Source organism: Dyella sp. (assembly GCF_051954575.1).
Classification (GTDB): domain Bacteria; phylum Pseudomonadota; class Gammaproteobacteria; order Xanthomonadales; family Rhodanobacteraceae; genus Dyella_B.
On the sequence record NZ_JBQCHP010000091.1, the window covers coordinates 20263 to 38761 of the forward strand.

Here is an 18499-nt window from a genome sequence, read left to right on the forward strand (position 1 = left end):
CTCGGCTGGTGGCGATCATGGCGCCCCCTTCTGTAATGCCTCGATCGCCGGTTTCACCTGCTGCGCAATCACCTCAGGCGTCAGCGGCCCGATGTGCTTGTAGCGGATCACGCCCTGCGCATCGATCAGGAAGGTTTCTGGCGCGCCGTACACGCCGAAGTCGATCGCGGTATGGCCATTGGTATCAGCGATCACTGTGTCGTACGGATTGCCGTGCTGCGCCAGCCACGCCTTGGCATCGTTGGGATCGTCCTTGTAGTTGTAGCCGATCAGTGGCGCCCCGAGGTTTTTCGATTCCAGCATTAGCACCGGATGTTCTTCACCGCAGGCAATGCACCAGCTGGCGAATACGTTCACCAGATAAATCTTGCCCAGCATCGACGCCTTGCTCACCGTCTGCGCGGGTTCGTCCAGCTTGGGCAATGCATAGGCGGGTGCGGGTTTGTTGATCAGCGGCGAGGGCACGGCGGTGGGGTCGTGCGCGCTGTTCCACCAGATGCCGAAGCCGAGCAATGCGGCCAGCAGCACGAATGCGAAGAAGGGCAGCAGGCGGCTCATGCCCGCGACTCCTTTAGTGCAGCGGTGGACGGTTGTGCTGCTTCGACTTCTCGCTTCAGGCGGAAGCGGCGATCGGCGGCGCTGACAAAACCACCCAGCATCATCAACAAGCCGCCGCCCCAGATCCAACGGATAAATGGTTTGGTATAGAGGCGCAACGCCCACGCGCCTTCGACATGGTTTGGATCCATCGGCTCGCCCAGCGCGACGTAGATATCGCGCGTGACGCCCGGATCGATCGCCGAGGTGGTCTGCACCTGTTCGCGCGCATACGTGCGTTTCTGCGGATGCATCACCGCCACGGGTGAGCCGTTGCGCGTCACCGTGACGACACCTTGTTCGGCCGTCCAATTCGGACCGGTGGCTTCGGTGACGCCATCGAAGCGGAATTCGTAGCCGCCGATCGTTGCCACCTGTCCCGGGGACAGGCGCACGTCGCGCGTGACGCTGAGCGATTCGGACAGCATCACGCCGATCAGGAACACTGCCACGCCCACGTGCGCCAGCAGCATGCCGGTCATTTCGGCGGGATAGCGGCGGCCTGCCGGCATTTCGCGCCAGCGCTTGATCACGTACAGCGCCACACCCACGCCCACCCATACCGCACTGCCCACGCCGGCTATCGCCTTGAGCTGGCCTTGCACGAAAAACGCGGCAATAAGCGCACAGGCCACCGCTGCGACAGCTACCCGAACAAGCACCTGCTTGAGCACGGGCAGTTCGCTCCTGCCCCAGCGCAAATAAGGGCCGAACGGCAGCAACAGCACCACCGGCAACATCAGTAACGGAAACAGCAGGCCGAAGTAGGGCGGACCGACCGATATCTTGCCCAGGTTCAACGCATCGCCCAGCAACGGGAACAGCGTGCCGAGCAGCACCATCGCCGCGGCCACGGTGAACATCAGGTTGCCGACCAGGATGGCGCTTTCGCGCGAGATCAGCGCGAAGGCCTTGCCGCCAGCCACCTTGGGTGCGCGCAATGCGTACAACAACAGCGAGCCGCCGACGACCACCGCCAGAAAACACAGGATGTAAGTGCCGCGGCGCGGATCGGACGCGAACGCGTGCACCGAAGTAAGAATGCCCGAGCGCACCAGGAACGTACCGAGCAGCGACAGCGAGAAGGCGAACAGCGAAAGCAGGATCGTCCACGCGCGCAGCGAGCCGCGCTTCTCCGTCACTGCCTGCGCGTGAATCAACGCAACACCCACCAGCCACGGCATGAAGCTGGCGTTCTCCACCGGATCCCAGAACCACCAGCCGCCCCAGCCCAGTTCCGCATACGCCCACCAGCTGCCGGCGACGATGCCGCAGGAAAGAAAGCCCCACGCCGCATTCGTCCACGGCCGCGCCCAGCGCACCCAGGCCTGCTCCATCGACCCGCCAAGCAACGCCGCGATGGAAAATGCGAACGCCACCGAGAAGCCCACATAGCCCATGTACAGCACGGGCGGATGAAAGGTCATGCCGGGATCTTGCAGAACCGGATTGAGATCGCCGCCATCGGCCGGCATCGGCAGCAATCGTGCAAACGGATTGGAGGTGAAAAGAATGAAACACAGGAAACCGGTCGAAATGATGCCGAGCACCGCCAGCACACGCGCCAGGAAGGCTTCCGGCAGGCGGCGGCTGAGCAACACCAGCGCCAGCGTCCACACATTGAGAATCAACACCCATAACAGCATCGAACCTTCGTGTGCGCCCCATACCGCGGCAACGCGGTAATACCAGGGCAATTGCAGGTTCGAGTTGGTGGCGACATACAGCACCGAAAAATCGAAATGCACAAACGCCCACACCAGGATGGCGAACGCCAAACCGACGAACACGGCCTGACCGGTAGCGGCCGGCCGCGCGATGGCCATCAAGGCGCGGTTGCCGCGCCATGCGCCGATCAGGGGCAGCACGCTTTGCGCGACTGCGAGAAACAGCGCGAGGATCAGCGCAAGTTGACCGAGTTCGGGCGTCATGGCTGTGGCTTGTCCTGATTGGCGGCTTCATCGATGCGTTTGCCGGCATGCGCCTTGGCCATCGCATCCTTCAGCTCTTTCGGCATGTAGGTCTCGTCGTGCTTGGCTAGCACTTCGGTGGCGACGAAGCGCGCGCCGTCCATGTGGCCGGTGGCGATCACCGATTGGTTCTCGCGGAACAGGTCAGGCAGGATGCCGTTGTATTCCACCGGCATCGCACCGCTCGCATCGACCACCGTGAAGGTGACTTTCAGCGAATCGCTGCTGCGCTGGATCGAACCGGCCTTCACCATGCCGCCCAGGCGGAACGTTTTGTAGGACGTCGCTTCACCGGCCTGTATCTGGCTGGGCGTGAACAGGTAATTCATGTTTTGCTGTAGGGCGTAGACTACCAGGGCTGCGGCTATGACCCCGGCGACGAGCAGGGCGATGACGATAGTGAGCCGGCGTTGGCGCGTGGGATTCATGAGGTAGCTTCAGGTGCTTTGTAGGGCATTTTACGCACGCAGCGCGGGTTCTGTCTGTCCGCAGTGGGACGCCAAAGGTTTAAAAAGCACATTTGCATGTGAGGAGCAGGGGGCTCCAGGTTGGCTGTGGCGTTGCGCCGCAGCCGCTTACCCATTCAAGGAGGTGGCATCATGAAAATTGGGCGCTTGAGAGGATGCAGCTGTTTCACCGCGTTATGCGGCCGGTTCGCCAGCGCGCTTGGTGCGGTGCTTTTTTTGCTGTCGGCCTTGTATGCAATGCCTGCGGGCGCGCAGGAGGTTAAGAAGTCCGGCTTTACGCGGCCTGGCATCCTGGTCACCAGAGAGCAGCTGATCTACGTCAGGGCCAAGATCCGGGCCGATCAAGAGCCGTGGAAATCGGCTTTCGAGCGCACTCTGAGCGATAGGCTCGCGACCCGGGCTCCTCATCCGTGGCAAACGGTGGAGTGCGGTGCCTACTCCAATCCCAACCACGGCTGCAACGATGAGACCGATGACGCAAAAGCGGCTTATACGCAGGCATTGCTCTGGGTCTACACGCGGGACGAGCGTTATGCCGAATCGACCCGGCGCATCCTCAATGCGTGGGCCGATACCCTCCGCGGCGGGCACACCAACTTCAATGCGCCATTGCAGGCGTCCTGGGCGGCGGAGCAATTCACGCGGGCGGCGGAAATTCTCGAATACACCTATGACGGGTGGCCGCAATCGGAAAAAAGCGCAGTCAGGCGGATGTTCACGGAGCAATATCTGCCCGACGTGGAAAAGATGTTCACCGAGGCAGGCTATCAATGCTACGCCAACAATTGGCACGCCAGTGGCATCGAGGCGATGATGAACATCGCGATATTTACGAATAACCGAAACCTGTTCAATCGTGCCGTGCAAAAATGGCGAGAACTGGTGCCCGCCTATATTTACGAAGAAACGGATGGTCCATTGCCACGCGATATTCCGGGATGTCACCGGACGCCCGAGCAAATGATCCGGCGGTGGCATGGGCAGACGACGTTCGTCAACGGGCTGGTGCAGGAAACCTGCCGCGATCTTGGGCATACCGATTACGGCCTGGCCGCCATCATCAATGCGGCTGAGACGGCAAGGCTCCAAGGGGTAGATCTCTATGACGAGCAGCGCCGTCGCATTACCGATGCAATGGAATTCAACACCAAGTTCCGCAATGGCGAGCCGATCCCTCAATGGCTATGCGGCGGAACGCTTAATTTGCTCGACGCAAAAGGCACCTTCGAGATTGGTTACAACCAATACGCCGTAAGGGAAGGCATGTCGCTGCCGGAGACCAACAAGTTCCTGGAGCGGACGCGCCCCACAGTGGGATATTTCCACTATCTGTGGGAAACGTTGACGCATGGCCTGACTGGCAGGGCGCAGTGACCTTTCCAGCGGTCGACGCGCCTTAGCGCGTCGACTGACTGCTCCCCTTGAAGGTGCCATTTGACGCTATCGGCCGTTCACATCACGCAGCGGAAGGCCGATTCGCGCGCTCCTTGCGCGCTTCCTGCCGCGCCATGCGCGAATGCAATTGACGCAACAACCGGCGGCGCCGGAACTGCGGCGCCAGCCAATCGATCAGCAGCACGATGAAGAACACGCCATACGCTGGCCACACGTAGATCGCGTAGCCGCCCATGGCAAAGAAAGATTGCAAGGCGTTCATCCGCGCACCTCGTTCTGGGCGATCTGCCGCACCCAATCCTTGCCGCTTTCCAGGGCGAGCAAGTCGGCGCGCGCGCGACCGCACAGGCTGGCGATGTAGTAAAGCTTGGTGGCGACCATCATCGTCAGCAGCGGCCACACCATCGCCGGCGCAATGGTGGACGGACCGAGCAGCTTGATGGTGGAGCCTTGATGCAGGGTGTTCCACCAATTCACCGAAAAATGCACGATCGGCACGTTAACGATGCCGATCAGCGCGAGAAACGCCGCCGTGCGTGCGCCTTGCCGGCGATCCTCGAACGAGTGGTACAACGCGATCACGCCCAGGTACAGGAACAGCAGCACCAGTTCGGATGTGAGCCGCGCATCCCACGTCCACCACGTGCCCCACATGCGCACGCCCCACAGCGAACCGGTGACCAGCGTGATGAAGGTAAACGCGGCGCCGATCGGCGCGGACGCCATCGCCACCACTTCCGCCAGCTTGATGCGCCACACCAGCGCAATGAAGGCGGCGATACCCATCACACCGTAGATGAACAGACTCATCCAGGCGCTGGGCACGTGGATGAAGATGATGCGGTAGTCATCGCCCTGCTGGTAATCCGATGGCGCCAGCACCAGGCCGCCATACAGCGCGATGAGGCCGAGCACCAGCGCAAGCGAGATCGCCCATGGCCGCAGTGCGCCGGCGAAGCGGTAGAACACCGGCGGCGAACTCAGCTTGTGCAACCACAAGGGGATCCAGTTGGCCATCAGGAACCTACCCTCTGTCGATGCGCAACCCGAAGGGCTGGATCTGTTTGCCCACGTGCTTGCGTCATTGCTCGCTCATGCATAGAGATATGGTTCACCCATCACTTTAATCTTGCGTGCAAACAGATTCAGCACGGGCCACGCAGCGGCAGGGGGGAAGGTTCCTCATGAATCCAGTGCGATGCGAAGAGCGGCGGCGCAAGCCAGCGGAGCCAGCACCACGGCCAGGACGAGCGCTGCGCCCAACCACGCGATCGGGGCGATCCATGGCAACCCTTCCTGGGCGGCTGCCAGCGCCCCGGCGGCGAAGATCACCACCGGCACGCACAGCGGTAGCAGCATCAAGGCCAGCAGCATACCAGAGCGTCGCGTGCCGGCCGTCAGCGCCACCAGGATGCCGCCCAGCAGGCTCAGCAGCGGCGTGGCCAGCAGCAGCGCGGCGAGCAGCACCGGCATCACCGCAGCGGGCAGATGCAGCATGCCGGCCAGCAGCGGCGCGATCACGATCAGCGGCAAGGCGGTGGCCAGCCAGTGCGCGAGGATCTTCATGCCCAGCATCAGGCCCAGCGGCTGCGGCGCCAGCATCAGCTGTTCCAGCGAACCGTCTTCGATGTCGCTGCGGAACATCGCATCCAGCGCCAATAGCATCGCCAGCAATACCGTCACCAGCACCACGCCGCCGGCGATGCGCTTGAGTAAGGCGCTTTCCGGACCGAGCGCGAAGGGGAACAGCGAGGTAACGATCAAGGCGTACAACACCGGCAGCAGCATGTCGCCGCGCTGGCGCCACGCCAAGGTGAGATCGCGGCGCAATACCGCGATGCACGCGTGGAGGAGGCCGGGGCGAGCGGTATCAGCCATGCAGGCGAATCCGCTGCGGCTCGCCGCCGTGAAACTGCACCGCGCCGTGGCTGGTCACCAGCGCGGCACCGCCGTGCGCGATATGCGCTTCCAGCAGCGCATCCACCAGCTCGATGCCGGAGCGGTCCAGATTCGCGTAGGGTTCGTCCAGCAGCCATAGTGCAGCGGGAATCAGCAGCAGGCGCGCCAGCGCCACGCGTTTTTTCTGGCCCGCGGAAAGTTTGCGCACTGGCTCATCGTCGTATCCGGTCAATCCAACCTGGGTAAGTGCGTCGTCGATGCCGCTTTGGTTGCGGTGGCCGTGCAGGCCGATGGTGAAGGCGAGGTTTTCGCGTGGGCTCAGCTCCGCTTTCAAGCCCAGTTGATGGCCGAGAAATACCACCTCACCGCTGCAGCGATCCCAGGTGAGCGGCTCGCCGCGCCACAGCAACTCGCCTTCTTCCGGGTGCAACAAACCGGTGAGGATGCGCATCAGGGTGGTCTTGCCGCTGCCGTTGTCGCCTTCGATCAGCATCAGCTCGCCGGGCGAAAGAGCGAAATCCAGCGGACCGAACACGGCTTCGTCCTGGCGGTGGAAGGCCAGGGCGCGGGCTTCGAGCAGGAAGGCAGCGGCAGGGGTGTCGGTCATCGCCGGCATTGTGGGTAATGCCTATCCGGCTTGTCCACGCGGCGGCTGGTCGCCGGTCAAGCGCAGGCGCGCATAGCCGTCGGCCAGTCCATGCACGTAGGCGGCCTGCTGGAATTGCTGCGCTAGCGCGTCAGTGTCCGCCAGGGCCGGGCCGACCACGAACAGGCTCGGTTCTCGCCAGCCGCCGCCCACGCCGATGGCCGGCCGCAGCGTGCGGGTTGCCGTCAGCCCGCGCAAGGCCGCCAACAGGGCATGCTGCGCAGCATGGTTCTGCTCGCGCGGGCGCGGTTGCGAGAACGGGTTCCAGGCGGAGAGGAAGGCCCAGCAGTCGGAACCGACCCACCCGCGCAGCATCGCGGGCAGCGGTGCATCGACGCGGATCGAAGCCCAGCCGCCCTGCGGCAGGCGCACACGGTAATCGGTGCGGCGATACGCCTCGATCAGTGCGCTATCCATGGCGCAGCGGCGGCAGCGGGGGTAGGGTAGCTTGCAGTGCGGTGATGGCGGCATCCAGCGGGATGTCGTCGACGTTGGTCGTGCCGCGCAGCAATTGCTCCAGCAACACGTCCTGCGCGCGGCCGCGTTCGTAGGCGTAGGCGTAGGGCAGGTGGGTGAAGGTGACCATGCGATAGCGCGCCATGAAATGCTGCGGCGCTTGCTGCGCCAGCCGCGCGCCCAGTTCGCGCTTGGCGAGGTAGCGCGGGTCGGCGACCGAGTCGCGCATCTCGATGTAGTTTTCCAGCGCCATCGCAGCGATCGCGTCGGCGTTGGGCTTGCGGATGCGCTGGAATTCGGCGAACGCATCGGCGGTATCGCTGCCGGCTTCGGCGAGCAGGTCGGCCAGCACGACGGTATCTTCGAAGCCGCAGTTCATGCCCTGGCCGTGGAACGGCACGATGGCGTGCGCCGCGTCGCCGATCAGCAAGGCGCGGCCGTCGATATGCCAGCGATCGAGGTAGAGCGTGGACAGGCTGCCGACCGGATGACTGTCGTAGTCTTCGGCGAAACCAGGGATCAATGGCAGCAGATCAGGGAAATCGCGCCGGAAGAACGCGCTTGCTGCCGCAGCATCGGGCAAGGTGTCGAAGCTGGGGTGCGGTCCGTGCGCGGGCAGGAACAGCGTTACCGTGAAGCTGCCTTCGGTATTCGGCAAGGCGATGCACATGTAGCCGCCGCGCGGCCAGATATGCAGCGCATGCGGTTCGATGGCGAAACGCTGCGCGCCGGTTGCGGGCGGAATTTCCAGCTCCTTGTAGCCGTGGCCGAGCGGTTCGATGTGCTGGCCGAGCGGGTGGTAATCGTTCATCGTGGCGCGCAGCGCGGAGCCCGCGCCATCGGCACCGATCAACACGGCCGCATCGTGCTGGCGTTGCGCGCCATGCTGGTCGATCAACGTCATGCGTCGCGCATCGAGATCGGCCGTGGCGAGGCCTTGCCCGAAATGGAACGTCACGCCCGCGGCTTCCGCCGCATCCAGCAACAGCATGTTGAGGCCGCCGCGCGACACCGACCAGATCACTTCGCTGTCGTCCACACCATAACGCTGCAAGCCGGACACGCCGTCGACCGGGTGCACCATGCGACCGCGCATCATCACTGCGTGCTGCAGCACGTCGTCCGCCAGGCTTGCCGTGCGCAACGCCTGCAAGCCGCGCTCGGCCAGCGCGAGATTGATCGAACGTCCGCCCACGAAACCGGCACGGCGCGGATCGGGACGCTTTTCGAATACGTCGACGCGAAAGCCGCGCCGTGCCAGCAGTTGCGCGAGCAACGCGCCCACCAGGCCGCCGCCGATCAGGGTGATTGTTTGCTGCGTCATGCTGCGTGCCGTGGAAGGGAGCGCATCACTGTTCCGCAAGTGGGCGTCGACTGCAAGGGTGCTGCGGGAAGTGGTTCCCTCCCCTACGTGCAGTAGGGGAGGGTCGGGGTGGGGTGAAGCCGTCTCGCGGTAAATTCAAATGATGCGCAAGCTCGTGCAACCCCACCCCAGCCCTCCCCTACTGCGCAGGGGGGGTGATCATTGCAAGTGGTGACTTGCTCGTTGCTTTAGAAACTCATGAAGTAGCCGCCATTCACCGGCAGGTTCGCGCCGGTGATATAGCCGGCATCGTCGGCGGTAAGAAACACCACCGCGCGCGCGATATCACTGGGCGTGCCGAGCCGGCCCACGGGAATATCGGAAATGATCTGCTGTCGGATTTCCTGCGGCACCGCCGCCACCATCGGCGTATCGCAATAGCCGGGCGATACGGTGTTCACGGTGACGCCCTTGCGCGCCGTTTCGCGCGCCAGCGCCATGCTGAAACCATGCACGCCGGCTTTGGCGGCGGAGTAGTTGGTTTGACCGAACTGGCCGGTCTGCCCGTTCACCGAACTCAGGTTGACGATGCGCCCGAAACCGCGCGCCGTCATGCCTTCGACCACGTGCCGGCAAGTGTTGAACACGCCATCGAGGTTCACGCGCATCAGCTCGTGCCATTGCTGCGGATCCATCTTGCGCAGGCTGGTGTCGCGCGTGATGCCGGCGGCGTTGACCAGGATGTCGATGGCACCGATGTTGCGCTCGATATGTTCGACCAGCGCTCCGCAGGCTTTGAAATCGCTGACGTCGCAGGGCTCGAAGCGGATGGTTCCCTGGCAGCCAGCGATGTGTTCGCGGAAGGCTTCGATGCGGTCGTGGCGCGTGGCCAGATCCACGGCGATCACGCTGCGCCCTGCGCTGGCCAGCTGCAGGCAGATTTCGGTGCCGATGCCGCCGATGCCGCCGGTGACCAGCGCCACGCGGGATGCGGACTTTGACAAGCTCATGACGGAATTCCTTCAGCGCATGCCGCGCGGCAGCACGTGCTGTGCTGCAGCGCCGGCCTGTCCGAAAAGATTTTAAGGTTTCTTGGTCGTGGGGCCGCGGCTGGCGGTGCCGGGCGGCGTGGCCGTCTGCGTGGCGGCGGCGTCCATGAAGCCGCGCTGCATGTTCTTCCACGCATCCAGGTTGCGTTCCGTCAGCTCGTTCAGCAGCGCCCAGGGCGTCTGGCCCATCATGCTGTTGAGCTGGGTGCGGAACTGCTGCTGCTGGTCGAGGAACACCTGCAGGCTGCGCTCCAGGTACGGCCCCATGAATCCCTGCAGGGAATCGCCGTAGAAACGGATGATCTGGCTCAAGAGCTGGGGCGAAAGCATCGGCTGGCCCTTCTCTTCGTGCTCGGAAATGATCTGCAGCAGCACGGAGCGGGTCAGGTCCTCGCCGCTCTTGGCGTCGCGGACCTCGAAGGTTTCGCCATCCAGAACCAGCTGACGGACTTCTTCCAGCGTGATGTAGCTGGAGATCTCCGTGTCGTAGAGCCGACGGTTCGGGTACTTCTTGATGATGCGAGTCGTTTGTGCCATGCGACACAAGCTAGCAGAAGGTATTGCGGCGCACCAGTCGGCGTTCAGTTTTTTATGCTGCACGACAGGGTGCAGCAATTGAGGATGCTCCGATCCATTCTGCGTGGGCGTCACCGGTTCTGTCCGGCCGCCTACGCAGAATGGATCGGAGCATCCTAATGACCCATGGCACCCCCGCCGGCACTGCCGAACGGCGGGCGGGCGAACCAGAGCACCGGCAGCAGCACGATGAACAGAATCGCGCAGGCATAGAAAATGTCGTTAACAGCCAGCGTATAGCCCTCGCGATTGATGATTTGATCGATATAACCCAGACGTTGCGTGGCGCCGACTCCCATGTGGGAAAGCTGCTGGATGTACTGCGTGGCGCCGGTTTGGGCCGGGTTGACGTACTCGGTCAGGTTGGCATGGTGGGCAATGGCGCGGTGTTGCCACAAGGTCACCATTACCGCAGTGGATACGCTCGAACCCAGCGTGCGGAAGAAGTTGGACAGCCCCGAGGCGCTGGCGATCTCCGAAGCCGGCAGGCCGGAGAGGTAAATCTGGTTCAGCGGAATGAAAAAGCACGGAATGGCCAGTCCCATCACGAAGCGCGGCACCACCAGCGTGCCGAACGAAGCGGCGCTGTCGAAGGTGGAAAACCAGTACGAGGTGAGGGCGAACACGATGAACGCCCAGCTCACCAGTAAACGCAGGTCCACCTTGTGCATGCTGCGCCCGACGATCGGCGAGAGCAGGAACGCCAGCACGCCCACCGGCGCCGCCGCCAGGCCCGCCCAGGTGGCGGTGTAGCCGAGCGTGGTCTGCAGCCACAGCGGGAACACCACGTTGATGCCGAAGAAGGCGAACATGCCCAGCGACAGGCTGATCACGCCGACGGTGAAGTTGCGTTCCTTGAATAGCGTCAGATCAATCACCGGATGCTTGGCGTGGATCTCCCATACCACCAGGAAGGTGAGGCACACCAGCGCGATCAGGCCCAGCGTGAGGATCAGCGGCGAAGCGAACCAGTCGTGATCGTTGCCGTTGTCCAGCATGAACTGCAGGCAGCCCACGCCCGCCACCAGCAGCACCAGGCCGACCACGTCGATCGGCGCCTTCACCGTCTTGGTTTCGCGCTTGTGCAGCAGGCTCCAGGTGATGATCGCGGCCAGGATGCCTACCGGCAGGTTGATGTAGAAAATCCACGGCCAGGAGAAATTGTCGGTCAGCCAGCCGCCGAGGATCGGGCCGAAGATCGGCGCGATCACCACCGTCATCGCCCACATCGCCAGCGCGATGCCTTGTTTTTCCTTCGGATAACTGGACAGCAGCAAGGTCAGCGACAGCGCCACCATCGGACCGGAACCAGCGCCCTGCATCAGGCGGCCGAACACCAGCATCGGCATGGTGGTGGCCAGGCCGCAGAACATCGAGAACAGCACGAACAGAAACACTGACACCACGAACGTACGCACTTCGCCGAAGCGGCGCGCGATCCAGCCAGTGAGCGGCTGCATGATCGCGCTGGCCAGCGAGTAGGAGCTGATCGTCCAGGTGCCTTCGTTGGGACTCACCGCCAGGCTGCCGGCGATATGCGGCACGGCCACGTTGACGATGGTCATGTCCAGCACTTCCATGAAGGTGCTGAACGCGACGGCGACCGTCAGCAGCACCAGCGGCATGCCGTGCAGGGGTTTGAGCGGTTCGGCGTTTTCGGGGGTGGCGGCCATGACGGTCTCTCGATCTAACCCTGCCGGTCGTCATTTCCATTCGCGGAAATGGCGGCCGGAAAAAAGATGGCGGCAATCACTCGCCCAGATTGGCGCGAATGATCTTCTCCGCCTCGGCATCGGCCTGCGCCGCCACCTGGTCGTACACCGAGGTTTGCGCTGGCGGTTGCGAAGGCGCGGACGCCAGCGCCGGGCCCTTGTCGTTGGTGATGTCGACCGTGACGTCGGCGGAAAGCCCCACGCGCAGCGGATGCTGATCCAGCTCGTTGTTGTCCAGCGCGATGCGCACCGGCACGCGCTGCACCACCTTGATCCAGTTGCCGGTGGCGTTCTGCGCCGGCAACAGCGAGAACACGCTGCCGGTGCCGGCGCCCAGGCCGATCACCTTGCCGTGGTATTCCACGCTGCCGCCGTACAGGTCGGTGCCGATCTTCACCGGCTGGCCGATGCGGATGTGGCGCAGCTGGTTTTCCTTGAAGTTCGCATCGATCCACAAATCGTGCAGCGGCACGATCGTCATCAATTGCTGTCCAGGCGTGATGCTGGCGCCGAGCTGCACGCTGCGCTGCGCGACGTAGCCGCTGACCGGCGCCACGATGGTATTGCGTTGCGCGGCGATCCAGGCCGAACGGAAGTTTGCGCGAGCCTGCATCACGGCCGGATTGTTGGCGACATCCGTGCCTTCTACGGCCGCACGCGCGGACTGCGCTTGCGCTTTCGCGGCGTTGAGCGCCGCTTGTGCCTGCGCCACGCTGTCGCGCATGTGCTGCACGGTTTCCGGCGATTCGGCCTGTGCGGCGACCAGCGGAATGTGACGCTTCAGATCGGCCTGGGCCTTGCGCAGGTCGACCTCGCGCGCGACCACGGTGGCGTCGGCTTCGCTGACCGATGCATCCTGCTGGCGCACCTGGCGCACGGCCTGGGCAAGCGCGCTGCTGGTTTGGCGCAGGCGCACGTCGGCGTCGGTCGAATCCAGCTTCACCAGCACCTGGCCGGCAGTGACGTGCTGGGTGTCATCGGTGAGGATCGCCACCACGGTGCCGGGCACCTGCGAGGAAAGCGCAACCTGGTTGCCGCCGACATAGGCGTTGTCGGTCTTCTCGCGCGTGGAAAACACGAACATCCACAGCAAAAACCAGGTGACCCCAGCCAGCACGAAGATCGCGGCCACGATCAGCAGCGCGCGGCTGCGCTTGGCGGGATCCTTCGCGGCCAGTCCGCTGTCGTTGGCGTCCTTGGGAGTGGTGCTCATGTCAGGGGGCTCCAGCAGGATTCGAAGTGGGGGAGGAAGAGGTGGATGACGCCGTGCGCGCGATATCCGAGCGATAGCCGCCGCCCAGCGCCTTGATCAGCGCCAGATCGGTGCTGAGCGCCTGCGCCTGCAGGCTGATCGCCTGATCGCGTTGTTGCAGCAGCTGCGCCTGGGCGTTGAGGCTTTCGCGTGCGTCCTGCGTGCCATGCGCCGCGCGCGCCTGGGCGGAGGCGAATAATGCTTCGTTGGCTTTCACCTGTGCGTCCTGTTTTTCGCGGCGCGCGGCGATCTGCTGTGCGGTGACCGCTTGCGTCGCCACATCGCGCGCGGCATTCGTCACCGCCACGTTGTAATCGGCGATGGCGGCATCGAGCTGCGCGCGGCTGGCGCCGTAACCGGCCTTCAGGCGTCCGCCTTCGAAGATCGGCAGATGCACGGCGGGCGTGATACCGAACACGCGGCTGCCCATGGTGAACAGATTGCCGAGGTCGCCCTTGCTGCCGGAAGAAAAGCCAGCAATACGCGGCGCACCCTGGTCGGTACTGGAAAGGCCGGCCATCGCGTTGATGCTGAAATCGGGGAAGAAATCGGCGCGCGCCACATCGGTCTGCTTGAGCGCGGCTTCCACCTGCCAGCGGCTCGCGGCGATATCCGGACGGCGGGCGATCAGGTCCAGGCGCGCATCGTCGGGCAGGCCGCCTTCGAGCTCGGGCAACGCGCGCGGCTCCAGCGGCGGCAATTGCGCGGGCGATACGTTCACCAGCGCCGCCAGCACAACCTTGCGCAGCTCAATGGAGCCATCCAGCGTCGCCTGCATCTGCTGCACATTGGCCAGTTGCGCGCGTACCTGTTGCACGGTGTCGGGCAAGTCCACGCCTTGCCGCACGCGCAGTTCGGCGATGCGCAGCAAGCGCTGCTGTACTCCCACAGCCTGTCCGGTGAGCTGCAGCCGGTTTTCGTCGGCCAGCAGGCTGAAATACGCATCGGCGACGGCGTTCTGGATGGTGAGCACTGCGGCGCTGCGCTCCGCTTCGGCGGCGTGCGCCTGATCCAGCGCCGCTTCGATCGACGAGCGTTTCTTGCCCCAGAAATCGAAATCGTATTCGAGCTGCACGCCCAGGTCGCCCTGGTTGTACCAGTTGAAGCCGAGCAGCGAAGGTGGCATCAGGCCGTGATCGCTGATGCGCTGGCGCGCGAGCTGCGCGTTGCCCTTGATGGTGAGGCCGGCCTGCGCGGCGGTCACACGCACCGATTGCTCGGCCGTCTGCACGCGCGAACGGGCCTGTGCCAGATCGGGCGACTGCTTCATGACCAGCGCCATCACCTGATCCAGTTGCGGATCGTTGTACTTGAGCCACCAGTCGGTGGCCGGCCACGCTGCGCCGGCCTGGCTCGGCAATCCGGCGAGCGGCACGTCGTCGCGCAGTGTGGGGTGCTGCACCTTGGCAGGAATCATGCAGCCGCTAAGGCTCAGTGCGGCAAGCAAGGCGAGGGGACGCAGCCGCGCAACAGTGGGGAAGGGAACGGCATTCATGGCGGATCACCCGCGGCGTGTTCGAGTTGATTGAGGTTGTAGGCGAGCTTGCGCAGCAGCCGGTTCAAATGGCTGCGGTCGGTGTTGGTGAAGCCGGCGAAGACGTGCTTCAAGCGCGGAAACATGGCCGGTAGCATCTTCCGTACGAAGCGTCTGCCTGCGGGCGTGATCTGCATCACCACGCGGCGCCGGTCCTCCGCGCTGGGGCCGCGCGTGATCAGTCCGCGCTTGACCAGCGCGTCGGCGATGCGCGTCATGTTGGTGACGCCCAAGGACGTGAACAGGCACACCTCGCCTGGTGTAGAGGTGCCGTCCGGACGCGAGAACAAGGTGATCAGGGTGCGAAATTCGCTGTCGTTGAGCTTGTGTGGGCGCAGTTTGTGCTCGAGCTCGGCCTGCAGGCTTTCGCTGATCAGCACCAGCATCCGGCACATCTCTACGCCCGCGGGTAGCTCGGGAATGAGTTTGCGGACGCCCGCAACCCCATCGTCGAGCATTTTTATCTGGTCGAGCAGAGACATTCCATCAATGCATATTTCACTGGTGAAATAAAATGATGCGCCGCGTCGTGGCAGCTTTGCAAGTGCCCACGGATTTCCGGAAGTGCTGTAGGTTGGGGTGCAAACCCCAACGTCACCATGTCTGGAGATGGCAATGTTAGGGTTCGCACCCCAGCCTACGGATCATCCGGCGATGGCGAGCAGGCGCCGCACGTTGGCCGTGGTCGCCGCAGCGACGCTCTCGGGCGTTTCCCGGCGCAATGCTGCAACGTGTTGCAACACTTCTGCCACATAAGAAGGTTCGTTGCGCTCGCCACGATGCGTGGACAAGGGTTGGTCCGGCGCATCGCTTTCCAGCAGCAGGTATTCGATCGGCATGTTCGCCACGATGCGGCGCAACCGTTGTGCGCGTTCGTAGGTGACCGGTCCGCCAATGCCAAGATGAAAGCCCAGCTTCCATAGTTGCTCGGCTTGCTGTTGGCTGCCGGCAAAACTGTGCACCACGCCGCGCAGCTTGCCGATGCGACGCAAGTGGGCGGTGACTTCATCCAGGGCGGCGCGTGCGTGCACGATCACCGGCAGGTCGAATTCGCGCGCCAGCGCAAGCTGCTGGCGGAAATACTCGCGCTGGTCTTCCGCATCCAGTCCTTCGACGTGGAAATCCAGGCCGATCTCGCCGACCGCGACGGGGCGGTGTGTCTTCAGCCATTGCGACAGTTCCGCAAGATGTTCCGGGCGATGCTGGTCGAGGAACATCGGGTGCATGCCGTAGGCCGGATACAGGCCGCTGCCCGGCTTGCACAGTGCCTGGATGCGCGGCCAGCTTGCGGCGTCGACGCCGGGTATGACTTGCAGCGTCACGCCCGCCGCGCGGGCGCGTTCGACGACCGCCTGGCGATCGGCATCGAATGCGGCGTCGTCCAGGTGCACGTGACTGTCGGCAAGCGTAAGCATGGTTGTCATGATGCCTTCTTGCGGGTCGATTGTGATAACTGTGTACCCGGTCTAGCATCATTCAGCGTGTGAGCGCTTCAATGCGCCACAGCAGGGCGCCGGGCGGCGTTCGTTTGCACATCAAAACACAGGAGGTCGTCGTGAAAATCAGATCGTTCAAATTCGGTGCGGTGGCGGCGGTGCTGGTTGCCGTTGCGGCTCTGTCGGGTTGCCAGACGCAGCCGACGACCTATCAGACGCAATACGGCTACCGCGGCTGCCAGAATTGCGGCGTGGTGCAGCAGGTGCAGCAGATCTATATCCAGCAGCAGGGCAGCAACCACAGCGGTCTGGGTACGGTGATTGGCGCGGTAGCCGGCGGCTTGCTGGGTAGCACCATCGGCCACGGTCGCGGCAATACGGCGGCGATCGTCGGTGGTGCAGTAGTCGGCGGCGTGGTGGGTAACAAGGTCGGCCAGGCCAACAGTCAGCCTGCCAACACCACGCCTGCATGGCAGATCGTGGTGCGCATGGACAACGGCCAGTACGCCACCGTAACGCAAGTTCCCAATCCGGGCGTGCGTCCCGGCGATTACGTAGTGATCAGCAACAACCAGGTCTATCCGCGTTGATGTAAATGGACGTCTGGACGTCCAAATGAAAAAGGCCCTCATTTGAGGGCCTTTTTATTGAAATGCGCGTATCAGTTGATGGTGTAGAACTTGTGGTCGCCGATGGTGATTGCGCGCTGGTTGCGCGACCATGCCGGTGAAACCGAAACGGTGGCGAAGTGGTCCGCGTGCGGAACAAAGAAACGACGTTCGTCGACCGGTAGCTGCCAGTTGGTCATCGATTTGCCTGCGATATCCCAGGCTTTCTGGAACGCCACGAGGTTGTCGATTTCCTGATTCTGCGGCGTGGTGGACAAGGCGAATTGATGCGGCGCCTTCACGACTTCGCATACGGTATCGCCCCATTGGCCGCGTTCGCGCCGACGCATGGCGACTTCCGCCACGGCCATCTGGCCGACCGTGGACTGGCTACGTGCTTCCAGGTACACGGTGGTCGCCAGACAAGTCTGGTCTGCGAGCGGTTGGGGCAGTACGGACATCAGCCACAACAACATGGAAAGTTTCATATCTGCCTCCAGCTTGCTGTACGTGCTGGCACACATGCGTGCCATAACGCCGTTGCGATGGACGGGCGGGCAGACCGTTCCACCTGGATCTTTTGCCTGCGTCGAAACTTGTGGCGCAAGCAGGATTGGCCGCTATAACACGGCGGAATCAATCGACATGTCCGATGTCGACTGGGAAAGCTTCGGCTCTACACGGCGTGCACTAACTCGTTTGAGTGCAGCGTGTTCGCGCATACGGCGAGTTGTACTCCGGCGTCTTCTTGCCGGGTCGCGCCGATCCGGACCCCTCCGGTTCGTCGCGTATGTCGGCACCCTGCGGTCAGGTGGATGCCGGAAAAAGTTTGGCGGAATCTAGTGGGGCTCGCTCGTCTTTGCAAGTGCCCGCCATGCTCGATTCACAATCCGCTCACATCATCGCACGCCGCGCATGATGTAAACGTCAAGCAGGCCAAGTGTTTAGCAGTTGTACGTCAGTGCCGTCATCACTAACAATTTTTTCGCCGTGTTGTCCGAGGCGGCCAGTTATATCGTCGCTTATGACAGCAAGCGCTTCGATGCGCTCATCGTATGCAACGACATTGAGCAACCGCACGAATTCGCTGTTCTCGCGTTGCAGCAATGCACCATCGTCGACACGCTTCGACAACGCGACATGATGCAGATGGCGTTTGTTGCCGCCGCGATAATGCAAGCGCGCAACGATCTCCTGTCCTGGATAGCAACCTTTGTCGATTGCGACGGCACCCAAGCGATGCAGCGAAAGTGCAGGAGGAAGCAACTCGTTCAACGCAGCGTCTGGAAGCCACGGCCATCCTTCGCGCAGTTGTTCGCGTTGCCACGCATCGTCGCCGCTGACATTCGCACCGAACATCATCGTGTGCGATCCGCAGCCGAGTCGAACGATGTCATCATGCACATCGACGTCGTGCAACGGCAATGCGGCGTCTCCCGCAAGCGAACCATTTGCAACGCTTAGCTTGACGCGTGAGCGAAACACGAAGCGACGCAATGCTTCGATGACCGTTTCTGCATCGCCGCCGCGCAGGATCAGCAGCAGACGTTCGTCATCCAGGCGTGCAAGATGAAACAGGTTGCGCACGCGTCCTTGTGC

General features: G+C 63.2%; 20 protein-coding genes. 2 read left to right on the forward strand and 18 right to left on the reverse strand.

The window, feature by feature from the left end; translation table 11 throughout:
* Positions 1–15: 15 nt before the first annotated feature.
* Genes ACTHNE_RS12950 through ccmE form a run of 3 tightly spaced genes read right to left on the reverse strand, consistent with a single transcriptional unit; the run spans position 16 to position 2995 of the window.
* Positions 16–558 carry a DsbE family thiol:disulfide interchange protein gene (locus tag ACTHNE_RS12950; protein ID WP_440269456.1) on the reverse strand — a complete coding sequence of 181 codons (543 nt, stop codon included), beginning with the start codon at positions 556–558 and terminating at the stop codon, positions 16–18.
* A complete protein-coding gene (locus tag ACTHNE_RS12955) occupies positions 555–2528 on the reverse strand; it encodes a heme lyase CcmF/NrfE family subunit (RefSeq protein ID WP_440269457.1) in 1974 nt (657 codons plus the stop codon). Before ACTHNE_RS12955 ends, ACTHNE_RS12950 begins: the two co-directional genes overlap by 4 nt.
* Positions 2525–2995 carry a cytochrome c maturation protein CcmE gene (gene ccmE, locus ACTHNE_RS12960; protein WP_324937403.1) on the reverse strand — a complete coding sequence of 157 codons (471 nt, stop codon included), beginning with the start codon at positions 2993–2995 and terminating at the stop codon, positions 2525–2527. The genes ACTHNE_RS12955 and ccmE overlap by 4 nt, the downstream gene beginning before the upstream one ends.
* Positions 2996–3166: 171 nt before the next feature.
* On the opposite strand from ccmE, the gene ACTHNE_RS12965 reads away from it, so the two are divergent.
* Positions 3167–4408, forward strand: coding sequence for an alginate lyase family protein (locus tag ACTHNE_RS12965; RefSeq protein WP_324937401.1), 1242 nt, complete (start codon positions 3167–3169; stop codon positions 4406–4408).
* 82 nt (positions 4409–4490) lie between these two features.
* On the opposite strand, the gene ccmD is transcribed toward ACTHNE_RS12965, so the two are convergent.
* From ccmD to ACTHNE_RS13030, 13 genes are all read right to left on the reverse strand, one after another.
* Entirely contained in the window at positions 4491–4691 is a 201-nt protein-coding gene (gene ccmD, locus ACTHNE_RS12970; protein ID WP_324937399.1) for a heme exporter protein CcmD, read from the reverse strand.
* Positions 4688–5446 carry a heme ABC transporter permease gene (locus tag ACTHNE_RS12975; RefSeq protein ID WP_324937397.1) on the reverse strand — a complete coding sequence of 253 codons (759 nt, stop codon included), beginning with the start codon at positions 5444–5446 and terminating at the stop codon, positions 4688–4690. The genes ccmD and ACTHNE_RS12975 overlap by 4 nt, the downstream gene beginning before the upstream one ends.
* A gap of 165 nt (positions 5447–5611) precedes the next feature.
* The gene (gene ccmB / locus ACTHNE_RS12980; RefSeq protein WP_324937396.1) at positions 5612–6307 is read right to left on the reverse strand and encodes a heme exporter protein CcmB; all 696 of its coding nucleotides are present in this window, start codon (positions 6305–6307) and stop codon (positions 5612–5614) included.
* Complete coding sequence (ccmA, locus tag ACTHNE_RS12985) at positions 6300–6935, reverse strand: cytochrome c biogenesis heme-transporting ATPase CcmA (RefSeq protein ID WP_324937394.1); 636 nt, start codon at positions 6933–6935, stop codon at positions 6300–6302. The genes ccmB and ccmA overlap by 8 nt, the downstream gene beginning before the upstream one ends.
* Positions 6936–6956: 21 nt before the next feature.
* Positions 6957–7391: a DUF3293 domain-containing protein gene (locus ACTHNE_RS12990; protein ID WP_324937392.1), complete on the reverse strand. Its 435-nt coding sequence runs from the start codon at positions 7389–7391 to the stop codon at positions 6957–6959.
* Positions 7384–8754 (reverse strand): FAD-dependent oxidoreductase, encoded by a 1371-nt coding sequence (locus tag ACTHNE_RS12995; RefSeq protein WP_440269458.1) that lies wholly within the window; start codon positions 8752–8754, stop codon positions 7384–7386. Before ACTHNE_RS12995 ends, ACTHNE_RS12990 begins: the two co-directional genes overlap by 8 nt.
* A 227-nt stretch (positions 8755–8981) precedes the next feature.
* Complete coding sequence (gene phbB, locus ACTHNE_RS13000; RefSeq protein WP_324937389.1) at positions 8982–9743, reverse strand: acetoacetyl-CoA reductase; 762 nt, start codon at positions 9741–9743, stop codon at positions 8982–8984.
* A gap of 72 nt (positions 9744–9815) precedes the next feature.
* Positions 9816–10319 (reverse strand): polyhydroxyalkanoate synthesis repressor PhaR, encoded by a 504-nt coding sequence (phaR, locus tag ACTHNE_RS13005; RefSeq protein ID WP_324937387.1) that lies wholly within the window; start codon positions 10317–10319, stop codon positions 9816–9818.
* 155 nt (positions 10320–10474) lie between these two features.
* Positions 10475–12031: a DHA2 family efflux MFS transporter permease subunit gene (locus ACTHNE_RS13010; protein ID WP_324937385.1), complete on the reverse strand. Its 1557-nt coding sequence runs from the start codon at positions 12029–12031 to the stop codon at positions 10475–10477.
* A gap of 76 nt (positions 12032–12107) precedes the next feature.
* Positions 12108–13283, reverse strand: coding sequence for an HlyD family secretion protein (locus ACTHNE_RS13015; RefSeq protein ID WP_324937383.1), 1176 nt, complete (start codon positions 13281–13283; stop codon positions 12108–12110).
* A 1-nt stretch (position 13284) separates the two neighbouring features.
* Positions 13285–14817 (reverse strand): efflux transporter outer membrane subunit, encoded by a 1533-nt coding sequence (locus tag ACTHNE_RS13020; protein ID WP_440269459.1) that lies wholly within the window; start codon positions 14815–14817, stop codon positions 13285–13287.
* Positions 14814–15338, reverse strand: coding sequence for a MarR family winged helix-turn-helix transcriptional regulator (locus ACTHNE_RS13025; RefSeq protein WP_324942957.1), 525 nt, complete (start codon positions 15336–15338; stop codon positions 14814–14816). Before ACTHNE_RS13025 ends, ACTHNE_RS13020 begins: the two co-directional genes overlap by 4 nt.
* A gap of 162 nt (positions 15339–15500) precedes the next feature.
* Positions 15501–16271: a TatD family hydrolase gene (locus tag ACTHNE_RS13030; RefSeq protein ID WP_324942966.1), complete on the reverse strand. Its 771-nt coding sequence runs from the start codon at positions 16269–16271 to the stop codon at positions 15501–15503.
* A 140-nt stretch (positions 16272–16411) separates the two neighbouring features.
* On the opposite strand from ACTHNE_RS13030, the gene ACTHNE_RS13035 reads away from it, so the two are divergent.
* Positions 16412–16882: a glycine zipper 2TM domain-containing protein gene (locus ACTHNE_RS13035; RefSeq protein ID WP_324942954.1), complete on the forward strand. Its 471-nt coding sequence runs from the start codon at positions 16412–16414 to the stop codon at positions 16880–16882.
* Between the two features lie 71 nt (positions 16883–16953).
* Here the strand turns inward: ACTHNE_RS13035 and ACTHNE_RS13040 are convergent, their stop codons facing one another.
* Together ACTHNE_RS13040 and ygfZ are read right to left on the reverse strand one after the other, a co-directional pair.
* The gene (locus tag ACTHNE_RS13040) at positions 16954–17388 is read right to left on the reverse strand and encodes a cell wall hydrolase (RefSeq protein WP_324942951.1); all 435 of its coding nucleotides are present in this window, start codon (positions 17386–17388) and stop codon (positions 16954–16956) included.
* A 439-nt stretch (positions 17389–17827) separates the two neighbouring features.
* Positions 17828–18487 (reverse strand): CAF17-like 4Fe-4S cluster assembly/insertion protein YgfZ, encoded by a 660-nt coding sequence (gene ygfZ / locus ACTHNE_RS13045; protein ID WP_414649745.1) that lies wholly within the window; start codon positions 18485–18487, stop codon positions 17828–17830.
* Positions 18488–18499: the final 12 nt, after the last annotated feature.